The organism is Pullulanibacillus sp. KACC 23026 (genome assembly GCF_029094525.1).
Classification (GTDB): Bacteria; Bacillota; Bacilli; order Bacillales; family Sporolactobacillaceae; genus KACC-23026.
This window is the reverse complement of the sequence record NZ_CP119107.1, coordinates 384,504-404,081: the sequence shown is the minus strand read 5'-3', so window position 1 is coordinate 404,081 and position 19,578 is coordinate 384,504. Positions and strand designations below refer to the sequence as shown.

Annotated in this window: 16 protein-coding genes; 1 reads left to right on the top strand and 15 read right to left on the bottom strand. The window is 42.3% G+C overall.

Going from position 1 to position 19,578, the window contains the following annotated elements; translation table 11 throughout:
- Window positions 1-329 precede the first annotated feature (329 nt).
- The gene (locus PU629_RS01875; RefSeq protein WP_275282569.1) at window positions 330-860 is read left to right on the top strand and encodes a transposase; all 531 of its coding nucleotides are present in this window, start codon (window positions 330-332) and stop codon (window positions 858-860) included.
- 153 nt (window positions 861-1,013) lie between these two features.
- Here PU629_RS01875 and PU629_RS01870 read toward each other — a convergent pair whose 3' ends face one another.
- The 15 genes from PU629_RS01870 to murA form a co-directional block, all read right to left on the bottom strand.
- Window positions 1,014-2,933 (bottom strand): S53 family peptidase, encoded by a 1,920-nt coding sequence (locus tag PU629_RS01870; protein WP_275282568.1) that lies wholly within the window; start codon window positions 2,931-2,933, stop codon window positions 1,014-1,016.
- Window positions 2,934-3,100: 167 nt separating this feature from the next.
- A complete protein-coding gene (locus PU629_RS01865; RefSeq protein ID WP_275282567.1) occupies window positions 3,101-5,068 on the bottom strand; it encodes a S53 family peptidase in 1,968 nt (655 codons plus the stop codon).
- Between the two features lie 283 nt (window positions 5,069-5,351).
- Complete coding sequence (locus tag PU629_RS01860) at window positions 5,352-5,882, bottom strand: chromate transporter (protein ID WP_275282566.1); 531 nt, start codon at window positions 5,880-5,882, stop codon at window positions 5,352-5,354.
- Complete coding sequence (locus PU629_RS01855) at window positions 5,882-6,454, bottom strand: chromate transporter (RefSeq protein ID WP_275284335.1); 573 nt, start codon at window positions 6,452-6,454, stop codon at window positions 5,882-5,884. Before PU629_RS01855 ends, PU629_RS01860 begins: the two co-directional genes overlap by 1 nt.
- 135 nt (window positions 6,455-6,589) lie before the next feature.
- Complete coding sequence (locus tag PU629_RS01850; RefSeq protein ID WP_275282565.1) at window positions 6,590-8,203, bottom strand: gamma-glutamyltransferase family protein; 1,614 nt, start codon at window positions 8,201-8,203, stop codon at window positions 6,590-6,592.
- A 151-nt stretch (window positions 8,204-8,354) separates the two neighbouring features.
- On the bottom strand, window positions 8,355-9,326 hold the full coding sequence (locus tag PU629_RS01845) for an ABC transporter ATP-binding protein (RefSeq protein ID WP_275282564.1): 972 nt from the start codon (window positions 9,324-9,326) through the stop codon (window positions 8,355-8,357).
- A complete protein-coding gene (locus PU629_RS01840) occupies window positions 9,298-10,296 on the bottom strand; it encodes an ABC transporter ATP-binding protein (protein ID WP_275282563.1) in 999 nt (332 codons plus the stop codon). The genes PU629_RS01845 and PU629_RS01840 overlap by 29 nt, the downstream gene beginning before the upstream one ends.
- A 7-nt stretch (window positions 10,297-10,303) precedes the next feature.
- A complete protein-coding gene (locus tag PU629_RS01835; RefSeq protein WP_275282562.1) occupies window positions 10,304-11,863 on the bottom strand; it encodes a glutathione ABC transporter substrate-binding protein in 1,560 nt (519 codons plus the stop codon).
- Window positions 11,864-11,894: 31 nt separating this feature from the next.
- Complete coding sequence (locus tag PU629_RS01830) at window positions 11,895-12,776, bottom strand: ABC transporter permease (protein WP_275282561.1); 882 nt, start codon at window positions 12,774-12,776, stop codon at window positions 11,895-11,897.
- A gap of 24 nt (window positions 12,777-12,800) precedes the next feature.
- Window positions 12,801-13,742: a nickel ABC transporter permease gene (nikB, locus tag PU629_RS01825; protein ID WP_275282560.1), complete on the bottom strand. Its 942-nt coding sequence runs from the start codon at window positions 13,740-13,742 to the stop codon at window positions 12,801-12,803.
- Window positions 13,743-14,198: 456 nt separating this feature from the next.
- On the bottom strand, window positions 14,199-14,648 hold the full coding sequence (locus PU629_RS01820; protein WP_275282559.1) for an Lrp/AsnC family transcriptional regulator: 450 nt from the start codon (window positions 14,646-14,648) through the stop codon (window positions 14,199-14,201).
- 7 nt (window positions 14,649-14,655) lie between these two features.
- The gene (locus tag PU629_RS01815; protein ID WP_275282558.1) at window positions 14,656-15,552 is read right to left on the bottom strand and encodes a DUF1028 domain-containing protein; all 897 of its coding nucleotides are present in this window, start codon (window positions 15,550-15,552) and stop codon (window positions 14,656-14,658) included.
- Between the two features lie 263 nt (window positions 15,553-15,815).
- On the bottom strand, window positions 15,816-16,697 hold the full coding sequence (gene spoIIQ, locus PU629_RS01810) for a stage II sporulation protein SpoIIQ (RefSeq protein WP_275282557.1): 882 nt from the start codon (window positions 16,695-16,697) through the stop codon (window positions 15,816-15,818).
- Between the two features lie 129 nt (window positions 16,698-16,826).
- Window positions 16,827-17,876 carry a stage II sporulation protein D gene (gene spoIID / locus PU629_RS01805; protein WP_275282556.1) on the bottom strand — a complete coding sequence of 350 codons (1,050 nt, stop codon included), beginning with the start codon at window positions 17,874-17,876 and terminating at the stop codon, window positions 16,827-16,829.
- 327 nt (window positions 17,877-18,203) lie between these two features.
- Window positions 18,204-19,526, bottom strand: a complete 1,323-nt coding sequence (gene murA / locus PU629_RS01800) for a UDP-N-acetylglucosamine 1-carboxyvinyltransferase (protein ID WP_275282555.1) — start codon at window positions 19,524-19,526, stop codon at window positions 18,204-18,206.
- Window positions 19,527-19,578: the final 52 nt, after the last annotated feature.

Sequence of the window (19,578 nt, the reverse complement as noted above, 5' to 3'; positions counted from 1 at the left end):
ACGCGGACTCTCAACACAAAGAACCGCAATCTTCTCAACAAACCGAATTGTGAGTTTTGTAACATTTTATTGTTTGGGATGGGTTGATATGCCTAATTTTTTGGGGGTCAGTCCCCCTCGTTTTACTTTTCCTCAACAAAGCAGGTATTTGCTTTACCGATTTAACGCATGTGGGGACAGTGCTGACACTCGCAGAATCTTATTGGAGCAAGGAATTTACCTGAGTTTGATTGGTGGGATCTCTTTATTGGGGTCAGTCCCCCCAAAATAAAGGAATTCCCTCTTTATTTCTCGAAATAGTAATTAAACTTAATGAAAGGACTTGTGTTATGCCCCGGAGGATCCGCCATTGGTTTCCAGGTGCCACCTATCATGTCTATGCACGAGGAAATCGTCATTCTTCTATTTTCCTAACCCCGAAGGACTTCGCCAAATATCTCTCCATTTTATTAGAAGTAAAAGAGAAATATCCCTTTATTGTTCATTCTTACTGCCTAATGACCAATCATCTTCACTTACAAATTGAAACAAGTGACCACCATATTGGTGATATTATGAAGCTAGCTCATACGAAATACGCCATTTATTTTAACCGAATGCACCAACTGGATGGACATGTTTTTCAAGGCAGGTATGGTTCAAAGCTGATTTTAGATACCCATTATTTCTTAGAAGTCAGTCGCTACATCCACCGAAATCCTTTGGAAGCCAATCTAGTTAGATCTCCTGAAGAGTACAAATGGAGCAGTTATTCCCTTTATCTAAACGGAGAAGCAAGTCCCCTTATTGATCCTGCCAAAACCCTTTCCCATTTTTATAACATTGAAGCTTATAAAGAGTTTGTTGAGAAAAATCGTTAGGAGGTCAGTCCCCCCCAGAGGCTCATTTATCAACGCAATCCCACTAAACACTGCAGCGCTTTAACGCAACTGGGGACAGAGCTAAAAAAGCTAAAACCCTTTGTTCAAAAGGGTTTTAGCTTTTTGTTTGGCTATTTTAAGCGCTAAAAGGGGTCAGTCCCCCAAAAAGTCTTTAGCAAGCTTAGTCACATCAGGGGTTCCTAAACCGGTTGCTTGGTTATAGAGGGTTCCTGGGGTACCAGTGTAGTACAAGTTGTCATTGCTTGTTCCTTGATCGTTAAGCGGGGTAAACGGTGAGTTGGCTTGTTGAGCAAAACGATAAATTTGCGGGTTCCAGAAGCCTACACGACCACCGCCTGCGCTGTTGATCAAAGCCGTGATTCCATTTAATTGAGGGGCAACAGCACTCGTACCGCCAATTCCATACCAATCAACGGCATCCGTATCGGCATCATAGCCATAAATCGCATAACCGGATTCAGGGTCGGCATTTAGAGCGAGGTCTGGCATATTTCTTCCTGTTCCAGTTCCAGTTACAAGCTTAGGATCTTGATTAACGGTTGGGCTATCATCTGTCACATTAAAATCAGTGATTCCCGTATAAGTGTTAACACCTGACACGTCTTTTTGATAATCTGGAGTTGCGAAGATGTTACTGAAACCACCGCCGCCGCCAACAAAGTATAGACCAGAGTCGATACCATATCCGAGTTGTTGAAGCAGAGGTTGGAGGTAATCCCAGCCCCATGCTCGTTCTTTTTTAACTCCGAGAGCTGCTGGAGTTCCAACTGGCAATGTCGTACCGCCTGCTGCCGTAATATATGGGCTATCTGCTGGGTCATCAACAGTCAGATCATAAGCCGTGAATCCAGGAAGTATTGGCTTATAACCAGCTAAACGGGCATTATCATAAGCTCCTGAATCCCCAGCTGAAGCAAATGTCGAGATCCCTTGTGCAGCTGCTTGCATAAACAATTGGTTAAAGACTTCAGCATAGGCAGGGGTTTCCCAATCTTGATCCACAAAGTAGTCGATCGAACTTTCGCTTTGTCCCCAGCTAACAGATAGTGATGAAGCTTGGTTGTCGTTGATGGCCTTAGCAAAACCATCGACAAAGCCAGAATCGTTATTCGGTGCAACGTAAACATTGATTTTAGCGTCTGGTGCAACTGAGCCGGATTGCTCAACATCCAAAGCTGTCTCCTCTGCCCCATCTGTACCTGAACCACCGTCAACATTGATTTCGTTGATTCGATTTTGATCCACACTTAGGCCGGCTTCTTTCCAAAAAGTATAAGCCCAATTGGTGTCAAAGTCAGCTAAAGTTACAATGCCAATCGTTTGCCCTTTACCTGTTGCTCCTTGATCATATAGACCTTTTAAATCGTATTGGTTAGCAAAATCTTGTGGAGAGAGATTTCCATGTAAATCATTTGCAGTATTAGTTGAATTCTTAACGACTGGTTTAACTGTATTGGTTGAAAAACCAGAGTAGTCACTCAAACCAAGGATACACAAAATAGCGTCGGCCAAAGTCGAAGGAACTTTTGGATCCTTCTTAGAAGCATGGAAAAACTTCCCTTTATAACTTGCCTTTTGAATATCAACATTCAATGCTTTGTTAAGCTGCGCCACTGTCCCCGTTGCAGAAACAATTAAATTATCTGGATAAGCGGTAGTTTGAATACCATACGATTTAAAGTATTTCGTAACCGCATTAACTTGATTTGGGCTTGGTGCATACTTTGCTTTAAATTGTGAGACATTTAAAAACTTATGATATTTATTATTTCCAGGTGTTACCGTTTCATTGATATAGTCCGCTAGTTGATCCTTATTTTGAACTTTTAAAACGACATCAATTGTGACGACATCACTTGGATCTTCGCCACCAAAGTAATCAGCGTTACTTAGGACGTTGGCGCCTATTCCTTGTGGAACCGTCACCTTAGTTGTACTTGAGGCATCGGACCCTGCAGCCGCATGTGTTACCCCAGGGACAATTCCAACGGCCAGAGCACTCGCTGCTACTATGGTCAGCACCTTTCGCTTCCACTTTCTGCTAAAACTCATTATGTACTCCCCCTCTGAAAATCTATTCTCTATTAAATAGTGCGGATTTAATAATACTATTAATTTCAAAAAATCTCAAATTTATTAATTTAGAGCAAATACCCTCCCCCAACTTATAGAGACAACGAATAAAGGGCAGCTCGTAAGCTGCCCTTTTACTCACCTTATTAGCGGTGGCCTCGTCCATGACCGTGACCATGACCGTTGTTGCCCTTTCCATCAGCAAAGAAATGCTTGGCTAGGGCGGTTACGTCTGGTGTACCTAAACCCGTCGCTTGATTGTAGAGGGTTCCAGGTGTTCCTGTAAAGAATAAATTATCATTACTTGTCCCTTGGTCATTTAAAGGCGTTAATGGGGAATTGTTTTCTTTAGCAAAACGATAAATTTGCGGGTTCCAGAAACCGACACGGCCACCATTCACACTATTAATTAAAGCGGATAGGCCGTTCAGTTGTGGTGCAACAAAGCTTGTCCCACCCCAGCCCTCTTGGAATCCACCGTTATCTCCTGTACCCGCGTCACCCAAATAGAGAAGATAACCGGATTCAGGGTCAGCGTTCATAGAAAGGTCTGGCACATTTCTTCCTTTCCCAGTTCCTTTAACTAGTGTTGGGTTTGAATTGACAGTTGCTGTGGTTAAATCACTACTAATAGTGAAATCTGTCACTCCAGTATATTTATTAACCCCTTTTACACCTTTTTGGTAATCAGGGGTCGCGAAATATTTACTAAAGCCACCACCGCCACCTGAAATATAATAGCCAGAATCCATACCTAAGCCTAAGTCGTTCAATAGAGGAAAGAGATAATCCCAACCCCAGGCTCGTTCCTTATCCACTTTCACCTCATCACCAGTTGAAGCTATCCAGTCTTGCGGTAAGGTTGTCCCACCTGCTGCTGTAATATAGGGGCTGTCAGCAGGGTTATCTACAGATAAATCATAATAGTCTACCTGTCTAGCCGTATCATACGCTCCGGCATCCCCTGCTGCTGCAAACATAGAAATCCCTTGTGCGGCAGCCTGCATAAAGAGTTGATTATACACGTCTGCATACTCAGGTGTTTCTTGATTAGCCTCGACAGCTTGAGTGATAAGCGTTTCACTCATTCCCCAACTTACAGAAATCTGTTGTGCCACGTTATCATTAATCGCTTTTGCAAATCCATCAACGAAACCAGTATCCGTGTTGGGGGCCACGTAGACGTTTATGTTGGCATCTGGAGCTAAGGCTCCGGATTGTTCAACATCGATAGCCGTTTCATCGTACCCGTCCCAACCGGATCCACCATCAACATTAATCTTTGAGATTCGATTTGGTTTTGTTTTTATCCCCATTTTATCCCAGAAAGTGTTAGCATCTTGGGTATTAAAATCAGCCAAAGTCACAATGCCAATCGTTTGCCCCTTACCCGTTGCCCCTTCGTCATAAAGTCCTTGAACATTATATTGCTTAATCAAATCTTGAGGTGTTAATTCACCCGGTACATAGCTTGAATCCTTGCTTTTGGCCGGGGAATCCACTTTTTGTTTGACAGCATTAGAAGTTAAATTGGAATAGTTGCTTAAGCCTAGAATACATAAAATATTATCCGCTACTTTTTTAGGGGCTCTTGGGGCCTTTCGAGTGGCGTGGAATGATTTTCCTTTATATCCTGCTTTTTGAATGTCTACACTAAAAGCTTTATTAAGCTGAGCAACCGTCCCTGTCGCGGTAATGATCAAATTATCTTTATAGACAGATGATTTAATACCAAAGGATTTAAGATAATCTGTTACCTTTTTAACTTGTGAAGTGCTTGGGGCAAAATAATCTTTAAATTGATCCACACTTAAGTACTTATGATAGTTTTTGTTTCCAGGTGTGACGGTTTCATTGATGTACTTTTGCAATTGGGATTGATTTTGCACTTTCATAACAATGTCTACTTGGACAACTGCGCTTGGATCCATATCCCCAAAATAATTGGCATTGCTCAAAATATCTTGGCCAACCCCCTGCTGGATGCTCTCATCACTAGACGCTGCAGAACCTGTCGCCGCATGCGTTGTACTAAGCGGCATTACACCAATTGCCAGTGCGCTCGCAGCTGCCACGGTGAGCATCTTTCGCTTCCATCTTCTCATTAAACTCATCCTCTTCTCCCCCTTAAAATAAAGTCTTAATCTTATTACACTCATATAAATATAAATTCTCTATTTATAGGGTTGTTTCCTTTTTCGAAATATATCGAATTATAACTACTTTTGTCATGGGGGGGACAGTCCCCTCAACGTTTCTCCATCCCCTTACCTTCCTTATAACCACTTCGTTACTTTAAAGTAAGTGGGGACAGAGTTAAAAAAGCTAGAACCCTTTATGCGAGAGGGTTCTAGCTTTTTGAATGGTTGCTGGCAGCACAAAAAGGGGACAGTCCCCTCACATTAAAAGTGCACCGTAGCATAAGGCAGCGACAATAACGAAGGCTGGGTGAATTTTAATGCGTTCAAGGAGGATATAGCCAACCAAAACCAAGATAATGGATTGTGTCCAACCGCTTTTTGTTACAGAGTCGTGCAAGAAGTCATAGGTCATGAGACCAAGTAAAACCGCTATAGTTGGGCGGATTAACAGGGTCAGGCGCTTTACCTTAGGGGAGTCTTTAAATTTATAAAGGATCTTTAATAAAACAATCATAAGAAGCATGGATGGGGCAACTGTTGCAAAGAGAGCCGCCACTCCGCCTAAAAGACCACCATTGACGAAACCTATGTAACCGGCCATTTTAGTGGCAATGGGACCTGGCAGACTGTTCCCGAGTGCCAGGACACGGCTAAACTCATCAACATTCATCCAGTGATATGTATTAACAACCTCGTGTTCAACAAGAGGAATCGAAGCGGGGCCGCCGCCATAACCCAGGATCCCTGGAATAAAAAAGGCTAAAAATAGGTGCCATAGTGTCAGCATTAGCTCACCCCTTTCTCAGATTCCATTTTCACTTCCTCTTTTTTGCTTGGGATCAGTAATGCAGCCAATAAGAGAATAGCAATAATAATGGCAGGATGTATTCCAAAAATTTGAAGAGCTACAAAACAGGCTGCAGTAAGAAGAATTGCCTTGACCCAGCCCATCTCTTTCTGGGATTTACTAAAAAATTGCCAGGTCATGGTCCCAAGCATAACCGCAACAATCGGAACAACTGCCCGCGTCATTCCCTTCACCCATGCTTGGTTTTGAAAAGAGCTTAAGAAAACTAAAAGGATAATCATCAAAAGAATAGTAGGTAAACAAGTTGCTAAAAGCGAAACCAGCATACCTAAAAAACCGGCTTCCCGCCAGCCAACATACCCTGCCAGCTTGGTCGCAATGGGACCCGGCAAAGCATTCGCAAGGGCAAGCACATCGCCAAAATCATCATCCGTCATCCATTTATACCGGTCAACCACTTCCTTATGAACAAGCGGAATCGCAGAGGGACCTCCTCCATAACCTAAAAGACCAGCTCGAAAAAATGCTATCCAAAGCTGCCATAATTTCATATCCACCAAACTCTCTTTTAGTTACTTTTATAACAAACTCACCATAAGTGCTGTGACAAGGGAAAGATTTCCCCTTGCCACTTTCACCTAAAATAGAGAAATTCATCCTTGAAATCGCTAGTTACTCCTGATGTCTTACCAAGCAGCTACAGTCCCGTCCGTTCTAGACTCCGTCCCACCAACTAAAACACCAGTTTCTGGATCTCTCCAGATGATCTGACCGCGGCCAAATCCATTCGGCTCGAGCTCAATTCTGATTTGATGGCCTTTTTTGGCCAATCCTTGTGCCATGTGATGAGGAAAATTCGGCTCAACTGCGATGACTTTATCTTGCATCCACTGCCAACGCGGCGCATCCAAAGCGGCCTGCGGATGAAGGTGGAAGTCAATAGTATTCATGATAACTTGCATATGCCCTTGTGGCTGCATGAAGCCTCCCATAACACCAAACGGTCCAACGGCTTTTCCGCCTTTTGTTAAGAAACCAGGGATTATTGTGTTATAAGTACGTTTTCCAGGTGCAAGAGCATTTTGGTGGTTCGGATCAAGAGAAAAATTATGCCCGCGGTTAGCAAGTGCAATCCCTGTTCCAGGAACGACAAGACCTGAGCCAAAGCCCATGTAATTACTTTGAATATAGGAAACCATATTGCCTTCCCCATCCGCTGTCGCTAAATAAACCGTTCCTCCTTTTGGCGGGTGACCCACCTCAGGGGTGATCGCTCCCTCACCAATTAAGGCGCGTCTCTCTGCTGCATAAGTTTTTGATAGCAGTCCTTCTACGGATTGCGCCATCATTTTCGGGTCGGTAATGTATTCTCTGCCATCTGTAAAGGCAAGCTTTAACGCCTCAATTTGCTTGTGATAAGTGTCCACACTCTCTTTTTCCTTAATCTCAAGCCCTTCTACAATATTTAATGCCATCAAGGCCACAATTCCTTGACCATTGGGCGGAATTTCCCATACATCGTAACCTTTGTAGTTGACTGAAACAGGATTAACCCATTCCGGTTCAAATGCTTCAAGATCCTCTTTTCTTAAAAAGCCATTATATTGGCGTGAGAAGGCATCGATTTTATCAGCTAACTCTCCATGATAGAAGGAGTCGGCATTTGTTTCAGCAATTGACCTAAGGGTTGAGGCATGGCCTTTGGAGGACCACATTTCCCCCACTTCTGGCGCTCTTCCATTAGGTGCAAACGTCTCAAACCAATGTGAGAATTCCTCTTCCTGTAAACGGCTTTTAAACGCACGATAAGCCCCTGCCCAAAACTTGCCAAGAGTCGGTGATAGCGGATAGCCTTCTTCTGCCAATCGAATAGCCGGCTCCAACGTTTCTGTTAAAGAAAGGCGACCGAATCGTTTAGAAAGGGCGGCCCAGGCAGCAGGAGTTCCCGGTACGTTTACAGGAGTAAATCCATGTACCGGCATTTCTTCAATCCCACGCTCTTTTAAAGCATCAATACTAATAGCCTTTGGCGAAGGACCGCTGGCATTTAAGCCATGCATCTCGTTTTTCATCCAGACAATGGCGAATGCATCACCGCCAATTCCATTAGATGTCGGCTCCACAACGGTTAAACAAGCGGCTGTCGCGATGGCTGCATCGACCGCATTGCCACCTTTTTTAAGAATCTCCAAACCAGCCTGTGCGGCTAAAGGTTGTGAAGTTGCCACCATCCCGTTTTTCGCATAAAAAGATGGGCGTTTTGAAGCATACGGATGATAATTCGGATCAAACTGTACCATAATGAATTCCCCCTAAATCGAAGCTATGATTAGCAATCAACGTTTTATACGCATTTCTTTTTAATAAGCGGACTAAGACATGAAAAGGAGGGAGCATTTCGATCCCCTCTCCCTCATCCAAACCTATAACTCTTCAAAACAAGGCATTCAATTAATCGACTAAGTGACAGGCAGCATAATGATTATTCCCGACTTCGCGCCATTCCGGTTTGTCCTGGCGACATATATCCGTAGCTAATGGGCAACGTGTATGGAAGGAACAACCGCTTGGCGGATCTGCCGGGCTTGGAATTTCACCCTGAAGTTTAATCCGTTCTCGATTAGATTTCGGCTCTGTTCGAGGAATAGCCGATAACAACGCTCTTGTATAAGGATGTAATGGGTTGGCGTAAAGCTCCTCTGATGGTGCGAGTTCAACCATGTTCCCTAGATACATCACTAAAACACGATCCGAAATATGACGAACCACTCCTAAATCATGAGAAATAAATAGATACGTTAGCTCATAGTCTCTTTGGAGTTTTTTTAATAGATTAATAACTTGAGCTTGAACCGAAACATCAAGTGCCGAAACCGCCTCATCACAAACGATGAAAGAAGGCTGAAGAGCTAAGGCACGCGCAATCCCAATTCGTTGGCGTTGACCGCCACTGAACTCGTGAGGAAAACGATCATAGTATTCTGCTTTTAGCCCTACCTCTACTAAAAGCTCTTCTACTTTCTCACGTCTTTCCCGAGATCCCATTGAGGTATGAATTTTAAGCCCCTCCTCAATAGCAGGACCGATCCGTTGTCTTGGGTTAAGCGAGGCATATGGGTCTTGAAAAATCATTTGCATCGATTTTTTAAATGGTCTGAGTTGGCTTTTCGATAGCCCCTGAATCTCATCCCCTTTAAAAATGAGCTGACCTTCCGTAAGAGGCTCAAGACCTAAGATGGCACGGCCTAAAGTTGATTTTCCACATCCTGATTCGCCGACAACGCCTAATGTTTCTCCATTCAAAATATCAAGGCTAACCCCATTCACAGCTTTTACTTCGGCCTTTGTTCGACGCAACATGCCGCCTTTAATGGGATAATATTTTTTTACATTTTTAACTTGAAAGAGTGTTTCCTGCGCCAACGGGTTCACCTGCCTTTAACCAACATCTTGTTCGATGGTCTTTTTCTGAGAAAAGATCGGGGGCTTTGGAGCGGCATGCATCCATAGCATAAGGACATCGAGGGTGAAAACGGCAGCCCTCAATTTTTTCATTGATATTAGGCATTGATCCCGGAATGGCTTTCAATTCTTTTATTTCTCCATCAACAGATGGAACAGAAGCTAAAAGCCCTTGTGTATATGGATGCTGGGGATGGTTAAAGATATCCTCCACATACCCATCTTCGACAATTTCACCGGCATACATGACAACCACTCGGTCAGCCGTCTCTGCCACAACGCCCATATCATGGGTAATCATCACAACACCTGTTTGCAGCCGTTCCTTAAGATCGTTTATAAGATCTAGAATTTGCGCTTGTATGGTCACGTCCAAAGCCGTCGTAGGCTCATCGGCGATCAGAATCTGAGGATGACAGGCTAAAGCGATCGCAATCATCACACGTTGCCTCATCCCACCGCTTAATTCATGAGGATATTGTTTCATTCGCTGTTCGGGCAAAGATAAACCGACTTGCTTCAGAAGTTCAATTCCTCGCTTATTTGCTTCCTTCTTAGATAACCCTTGATGGATCATTAATGGCTCCCGAAGCTGAAAGCCAATTGTAAAAACAGGGTTAAGAGCAGTCATCGGCTCTTGGAAAATCATCGAGATTTTATTCCCCCTAATTTTACGCATTTGCTCAGGCTTTAATTGGCCAAGGTCTTTCCCTTCAAAAAGAATGCTGCCTTTTGAAATCCGGCCGTTGCTCGGTAACAATCCCATTATTGCAAGCGAGCTTATACTTTTTCCACATCCAGATTCGCCTACAATACAGACCGTCTCTCCTTTTTTCAATGAAAAAGAAAGGCTGTGAACGGCTGAAAGCGAACCTTCAGCCGTCTTAAAATCTATAGCGAGATCCTGGATGTTGAGGATTTCCTCAGTCATAAGATCCCTACTTTCTATAAACGTTATTTAAATACCAATTGCCTTCTGGACTAACTTCTAACCCTTGAATGTTTTTGTTATAAGCAAGTGAGACATCACTGTCATCCATAACTACCCAAGGTGCGTCTTTAATCGCAATTTCATTCGCTTCGTTTAATGCTTTATTGCGGACATCTTGGTCAACAGAGTAACGAGATTGGTTAACAAGATCATCAAATTGCTTGTTGCTATAGCGTGGGATATTGGACGTCCCGATATTGTCGGTTGCAAGGTTAGGATAGAGCAGTTCACTTCCATCAGCTGTACTGTTTGTCCAACCAAGGAATGTAATATCAAAGTTCCCTTTTCTACTAACGTCAAGGAAGGTTCCCCATTCCATGGTGGTCATTTTAACATTAAGTCCGACTTTCTTAAGATCGGCTTGAACAATTTGGGCCATTTGCATATAGCTAGGTGTATTGGCAACCAACATATTAATGGTTTTACCTTTCCAGCCGTTTTGATCAATGAGTTTCTTCGCTTTAGCTGGATCATAATTGTACCCTTCCTTCTCTACAGAAGGATCATAACCAGAAACCATTGGTCCAATAATACTATTGGATTTTGTTCCGAGACCATTTAATTGTTTCACATAGGCATCACGATCAATCGCATAGGAAACAGCTTGGCGAAAAGCCAAATCATTCATTGGTGCTCTTTGGGTGTTAAAGGCGAGATAGGAAATAGGTGTTCCCGCTTTTTTGACAGTTGTCACATTGTTCAATGACTTAACATGATCCCATTGTTCGGCAGGAATACTGTCTAGAAAATCAATTTGTCCAGTTTGAAGCATTGAGATCGCGGTGTTTTCATCTGGTACGACTTTAAAAGTAACTTTGTCTAGTTTTGGAGCTTTTCCCCAATAATTAGGATTCTTAACAAGGGTGACATGATCCCCTGGCACCCATTCTTTTAACATAAATGGACCTGTACCAACTGGATTCTTCATTAGATCTTGTTTTTTGTCAGCCGTTGGACTGACAATTGCGGCATTACCATGCGATAGATCAGCTAGCATTGGACCATATGGTTTAGCTGTTTTAAGAACAACTGTGTAATCATCCTTAACCGTCACACTTGTAATAGCAGCTAGGAGAGAGCCCCGCGGTGCACCTGTTTTTGGATCACGGAATTTATCAAAATCATACTTAACTGCTTCGGCATTGAAAGGCGTTCCATCTTGGAATTTCACCCCTTTTCGAAGGTGAATGACCCAAGTCAATTTATCTGGATTATCATAGCCAGTTGCAAGCAGCGGTTCAATTTTGTTTGTTTTGGAATCTCTTCTAAACAAAGTTTCATAGATTTGGTTGATAACGTTTTGCGAAACTGAGTCGTTTGTCATGATGGGTGAAAGACCCACCACCTTTGAGGTTTGGCCATACGTAATTTCTTGTGGCGCATTTTTACTGGCAGAGTTTGAACCTGATGCATTTGATGACGTTGATGTCGACGATGAGCATCCAGATAGGATAAGCCCTAAAACGAAGACGACAGCTAATAGCTTAATTATAGAAGCTTTCTTCATATAAATCCCTCCTGTTTTTTATAATTTTCAGTTAGTTTGAATTAGGATCAAGAATATCTCTTAAAGCATCCCCTACAACGTTAAAAGCAAAGACGACCAACATAATAGCGATTCCTGGAACAATAACCATGTGAGGGGCTTGCCACATATACTGTTGCCCCGCGGCAATCATCGCTCCCCATTCTGGTGTTGAAGGAGAAGCACCTAAGCCTAAAAAGCTGAGAGACGAAGTTGAAAGAATGGCTGTTGCCATGTGCATCGTAGCAAACACAATAATAGGAGCTAAACAGTTTGGAAGAATGTGACAGACTATAATACGAAAATCACTTGCCCCCAATGATTTCATAGCTGTTATATATTCTTTATTTTTTACAGATAACACACTGCCCCTCACTATTCTTGCACAGCTTGGCACAGACCAAATACTAATGGCAATGACGACATTTAATAGGCTCGAGCCAAGGATCGCCACAATAAGTAAGGCAAGAAGTATACCAGGGAAAGCAAACATTAAATCAGATAATCTCATAATGATTCCATCTAACAACCGATAATACCCTGCTAAAAGACCTAGTATGACACCAAAGACGGTTCCAAAAACAACTGATGAAAAGCCGACTGCCAATGAAATTCTTGCTCCAAAGATGAGTCGAGACCACATATCCCTTCCAAAGTTGTCCGTTCCTAGCCAATGTCCAGGTGTTCCTGGTTTTAGATTAGCGTGCGATAGATCTTGAGCAAGAGGATCATAGGGAGTAAACCAATGGGCCCCAAGTGCCAGAACAATTTGAGCAAGAATAATGACTAAACCCACAACCGCCAGCCGGTGTCTTAGAAATAGGCGTATCCCTTTTGGAAATCCAAGCTTTCTTTTTACTGAAATAGAAACCTGCGGACTCACTTCCGTTTGCATGGTCATCCTCCTTTCCTTTAGTGATTAATCATAATTAATTCTTGGGTCAACGAGCACGTAGACAATATCCACAATTAGATTGACAACGACAAATATGGCTGCAACAAGAAGAACTGCTCCTTGGACCATTGGAAAATCTCTCGATGAAATAGACTCCACCATTAGTCGTCCGATTCCATTAATTGCAAAAACTTGTTCCGTAATAATAGTTCCACCTAATAAGAAGCCAAAATTCAACCCAACAACGGTTATAACTGGAATCATGGCATTTCTTAAACAATGCACCCATATTACCACTCGTTCTTTGACCCCTTTCGCTCGGGCCGTTCGAACAAAATCAGAACGAATAATTTCTAACATCGAGGACCGGCTCATTCTTGCAATCATAGCGGCTGATCCGGTTCCTAAAGTAAAGGCTGGAAGGAGGATCTCTTTTAAACCCTGCAATGTCCAAATCGGTGCATCCAAACCACCTACTGGCAGCCACTGAAAATGAACGGCAAATATGAGAATTAACATCGCTCCTAACCAGAAGTTAGGAACTGAGATTCCGCCCAAAGAAACCGTTGTGCTCAAAACATCTAACCATGAGTTCTGTTTAAGCGCTGAAATAATCCCTGCTGGAATACCTATAATAATTGATACAATAACACTCGCTATCGCTAACTCGACTGTATTTGGGAGTCTTGTTAGAATTTCGCTTGATACCGTTCGCTGCGTTTGAAACGAATATCCTAGATTCCCGTGGAGGAGATTGACAAGGTAATTCCAGTACTGAACTAGTATGGGTTGATCAAGGCCAAGCCGATGCCGGATATTGAGGATATCGGACTTTGTGGCGGTTGGTCCGCCAATAATTGAGGCTGGATCCCCAGGAGCTAAATGCATGCTTATAAATACGACAAATGAAACACCAAATAATAAAAGTATCATTTGGACTATCCGTCTGCCTATCAATGCCGTCAATTCGACCACCTCTTTTCAAATGTTAAGTAATATTCAAAATTTTCCTTCGTTAATAAGTTTACTATTTTACCAAAAACTTCCTCCTTTGTTACGCTAAATTGGAATTTTGCTTACGTATGTTAATTGAAAACCCGTAATATATTAACAAACGTAATTAAATTTTATATTTTAAAATTATATGACAAGTTACCCTATTAATCAACTGTATATTCGAAAAATATTTAATTCGTTATATATTCTTTCTTTTTGGTAGCGCTTTATTTTAATAAATTGCTAAAGGAATACCGATTGCAAGCCTTCTCAAGTGGTGTGTAGTTACATTTTTTTTATGCACCTAATGCTTTTTCTTTACAAGGTGAGAACAGAATTCCATTTATATTGTTGCTTTACAAATACAACAAAAAAAGACTGAACATGGAGTTCAACTCCAAATTCAGTCTGATCAAATCCAACTTGTTATAATTTTAAACCATTTCGACTTTTAAACCGTCGAAGGAGAATATGGCTGTCCACTCGAGTAATGCCTTTTAGTGTGTAAATTTCTTCGTTAATGAATTTTTCGAGCGTACTAAAATCATCCACTAAAACATGCATATGCAGTGTGCTTGGCCCGGTCATTTGATAACAGCTGGCGACACTCGGATGATTCACTAGTGTTTCTGCGACTGTTACCAATGCATTAGGCTCACAATCCACCTCAAAAAAAGCCGAGACTGTTTTTCCGAACAACTCTGAATTGATTACAATACTAAATTGTTCAATGACTCCTGACTCACAAAGCTGATTCACTCTCTCACGAACGGATACTCTGGATAGGCCAAGTTCTTTTCCTATGTCTACATATGACATTCGACCATTTTGTGCTAGGAGCTCAATAATACGTTTATCAGTATCGTCTAATTTCATTCTTCACCTATCCTCTGTTTATTGGGGACATTTGTTTTAAAAATTGCATTACCGCCCAGTCAATATAACCTCTTTCTTGTTCACGTTCTTCAAAATTTTCAGTATGGTAAAAGGTCGTCAATTCTTTATAAAATTGATCATCATTTTCTGGAATAGTCTCTTCCTTTATGTAACCGACTCGAAGAAGCTCTTCTACAATTTCCAGCTTCAAGTCATTAGTGATTGGAATGATGTCCTCTTTCTTACTTTTTGAAAAATACAGCTGATGAAGGTCAAAAATACGCCGAAGTTCCTTAATCGGGGTGGGGTGGTCATCTACGCGCAGATCAAGCGCTCGGTCATTATACCCTCCATAGCCGCCCTTCTCTTTAACAATAAGCAATGCTGCCGACTGCCGTCCTCGCTTATCACCACCAGCCCTTTGGCCAGCCGCAAGTGCTGTAAGCAGCCGTTCTGCTAGAGACCCATTTGACTTGACAAAGGTCTCACCCATTGCCATAACTGTTTCTTTTCCAACTAAAATATTTCCTTGAGCAGCAAAGCCAGGACCTGTCATTCCCCCGGCCCAGTCATAACAATTTTTTCCTGTATAGGTAGCTGCATGTCCATTCCGATCCACCATCCCGACTTGGCGCTGATCGCGATCTGGATCATTTTCCACGAGTCTGCGAATGGCTTCTTCAGCTGTGTAGCCTTTTTCGATTAAAGCTAGTCCATCAGGTCCATAAGAAGTATTCGCCAATGATTGCGTTGCCACCGCCCCAACTCCGGCTTTAGCATAGGGAACAACCGCTCCGACCCCAAGAAACTTCGATTGTACCGCCACCCCCCACTCTTCAGCTTCAGGATCATATCCGACTATCGAAAACGTTGCAATAATATCTTTGGGTGGACTAATACTCATTTATAATTGCCTCCTCACTCATCGTCTACCATTTTTACCCTTATTATCATATTATTAAAAAAACTCAAGATAATCAACATGAAACGCGGGGACGGTTCTCCCGTTTCACTCAAGAGTGAACCATAGAATCAATCTATAGCCCTTACTGGACATTTTTATTTCAATTTTTATACATAATTCTTCCTGATCGTGTCATACTAGTTTTTAGAACAAAAAAAACCACTGACACTTTAGGTCAATGGTCATAACAGTTAAACGCTATGTTAGTTAGATGCACCGCTATCGGATGAATTCGTATCCGAGTTAGCAGAGTCTTGTGTGCTTTGTGATGAGTCGGTGCTGTTATTCATATTGTTATCGCTGTTAGATTGTTGGCTGTCATTGCCTGTGCTGCCAGAGCTGCTTTGGCTCATTGTTGCTTGGCTTGGTTGGTTCTTCGTTACCGTTACATCTGAAGACGTTTTATCCCAGAAAGAAGTTGGATTGACTGGGACATTATCTTTTCTTACTTCAAAATGCAGCGTGGTACCGATTGATTGAAAGTATTTGCTTGTTCCAGCTTCGCCAATTAACTGACCTTGAGATACACGGTCACCCTTTTGAACATCGATTGATGCCAAGCTTTCATATAAGGTTGTCACACCATTACTATGTGAGATTTCAACCTTATAGCCTAATAAAGGATCCTGAGCTGCTTCCGTTACGGTTCCACTCATAGCGGCCGTTACATCAAAGGACTTCTTGTCTTTAGAAACAAGATTAATCCCTGTGTTCGGTGCATAAGTATTATCGTATCTTACAAGGGCGGCAGCTTGATCTTTCTGTGATGCATTGGCATCATAGAATTTTTGGGCAATGGTTACAGTACTTGGGTCAGACACTGGCCAATCTAAAACTTCTTTGTTCAGTGTGTTTGCAGGAACAGCCGCGTTATTTGTTTTTGGACTGGATGCCGTTTGATTATGAGATGTTTTGGAATCTGATTGATTTGTATTTTTATTGATTCCATTTTCCATCCATAAGACACCTGACATCACTAAAGCAGCAACACAAAGATAGATTGCAGGGTAAAACCAGCGTTTTCTAGAGACCTTTCGCAATTTAGTTAAATTTTCTTCTTGCGGGTTTCTCTTATCATCTTTCATGATTATCACCTCTGGAAACAGTTTGAACAGATTTCCAAAGGTTTATACACATAATCTCATAAATTATTAACTATTTTTCGACAAGTCTTCTATTTCACCTTTAATACAGCTTCAAGTGAATTCAGAGACTCAAAGTTTTTCCTTAATTTGGGCTAACTCAGTGGCCATGTTGGAGACGGATGAACCTGAATAATAATATTGAACAATTTGTTTGTAGGTCTTTCCCTCTTGCGCCATTCCATTAGCCCCATATTGGCTCATCCCCACGCCATGACCATAGCCGTAAGTGGTAATTTGAACCTCATTGCCCTCTCTTTTCATGACAAAATCGGCGGATCTAAGGTTTAATTTTTCTCTAACCTCGCGCCCTGTAAACTCATGACCGCTTATCTCTATATCCGCTATTCGCTTTCCTGTTGTCCACTTCTTCACTTCCCCGATTGCTCCATTGGTTGAGTCTAATGATACGCCTAATGCAGCTTCCACATTTGAAACGGTGAGACTTATTGTTGTTTTATATTTTGGTGATTTAAGGTCCCATTTACTAGGTACACTTTTTAAGTAAGGGATTGAGGTTTCATAATACTCATTGGCATTCTCTGTATAGCCATTGCTTGTCGAAAAGAAAGCAGGATAGCCAATAATCTTCCCTTTATAAGTAATAACTTCTCCTTCTGTTGCCGTGACCGCTTCTTCAATTCGTTTGATCTTAGAAGCGTACGCGGAACCCCACAGTTCTTTTAATTGCTGTGGACTTTTATAGACTTGATCATCAGTTGTATCGATAACATTGGCTTTGACACCCTTAGGTACTTTTGCGCTCGAAGAATCGGTCAGCAAACGATCCACGACGTACGTTCTCGCGGCAAGCGCCTGAGCTTTTAAAGCCTCCATTTTAAAATTGGCCGGCATTTCACAGGCAACAACCCCTACCAAATAATCGTGAAGAGTCAGATCATCTACTGTTCCTGACGATGAGCGATAGACGGTTACTGGGAGAGCCGCCGTTTCGACAGCAATGGGATTGTCTTCTGCTTTATTTGCACTCTTGACTTTAGGAGCCTTTACAGCTTCCTGTTTGCCTTCTCCTTTATGGACATTTAGGACAATGAGCGATGGCAGAATGAGAATCGTGAGCAGAAGAACAGCTACAATGATTACGGGATATCGTTTCTTCAATGAAAAAGACCTCCAAGACCCTAAATAATAACTTGTTTTATTTTATGGGGTTGGACAGGCCTTTAGAACGGCTTGGGGTGAGCCAATAGATTTCAACTCTGTTACAAGTCGGCTTTTTTGTCATAATCCGAGCTCTGACTTGATTATATTGAATTATAACCATATCTAGCAAAAATGGGTCAACTAATGGTGGAGGAGGTCGAGACAGATCTCCTATTTAGCCAAAAAAATTAGAAAAAAATCGGATGGTATCCAAATCCTAGAAAAAGCTTCTAATCGCACAAAAAAAGAAGCCGTAAAAGGCGGCTCCTTAAAAAATAAATGGATTTATGCAAATTTGGGCTTCATGTTGAGTTTGGGGGTAACCTCTTCGGTTACTGCTGGGGTCTCTTTAACGCTCAATCTTTCAATGGAGGCGCCTAGTGACTGTAGTTTTCCCGTAAGATCGACATAACCCCGATCAATATGGTGTAAATCAGTGACACGAGTAGTTCCGTCTGCTGCCAATCCCGCTAGAACAAGTGCTGCACCAGCGCGCAAATCAGTTGCCGCCACTTCTGCACCTTGAAGTCGACAAGGTCCATTAATAATGGCTGAACGACTTTCAATCTTAATATCAGCGCTCATTCTGCGGAATTCTTCAACATGCATAAAGCGATTCTCAAATACGGTTTCAGTAATAATTGAAGTTCCTTTTGCTTTCAATAGGAGAGCCATCATCTGCGACTGAAGATCCGTTGGGAATCCAGGATGTGGAAGTGTCTTAATATCAACAGGCTTTAGAATATCTGGGCCGATTACTCGGATGCCCGTCAACTCTTGTTGAATTTCGACCCCCATCTCCTCAAGCTTTGCGATAAGTGGTCTTAGATGATCGGCAATAGCATTTTCTACAAGAACGTTTCCGCCTGTAATAGCCGCCGCAATCATATAAGTCCCTGCTTCAATTCGGTCTGGAATCACTTCAAAAGAGACGCCTTTTAATAAACGTACACCTTGAATTCGAATAGTACTCGTGCCGGCGCCTTTTATTTTACCGCCCATCGCGATCAAATAATTTGCCAAGCATTCAATTTCTGGTTCTTGTGCCGCATTATTAATGATGGTTTCACCTTTGGCAAGTACTGCTGCCATCATGATATTCTCAGTTGCTCCAACACTTGGGAAGTCTAAATAAATGTTAGCGCCTTGTAATCCTTGTGGAACTTTGGCTTCTATATAGCCATTACCCATTTGAACCGTTGCGCCCATTGCTTCAAAGCCTTTTAAATGTTGATCTATAGGGCGCTGACCAATTGCACAACCGCCAGGCAAAGCAATCTTTGCGTGACCAACGCGGGCCAAAAGGGGTCCCATAATGAAAAAGGAGGCCCGCATCTTCCTGACATATTCAAAAGGCGCCTCGCTTTCTAGACTACCTTGTGCATTAATGGTAATGGATGAACCTTCAAACTCAACCTCTGCCCCTAAGTGTCGGAGTACTTCATTTATTGTATAAACATCTGCTAATGCAGGTACATTTTCAATCCGACTCGTGCCTCTTGATGCTAAAATCGTTGCTGCTATGACGGGAAGAACGGCATTCTTCGCACCATCTATACGAACAGTGCCAGAAAGACGCTTTCCGCCTCGGACAAAGATTTTTTCCAACGTATTCCCCTCCGCGTCCAATTCTTGTCAAAAAAAGGGTGGCCACCAAACG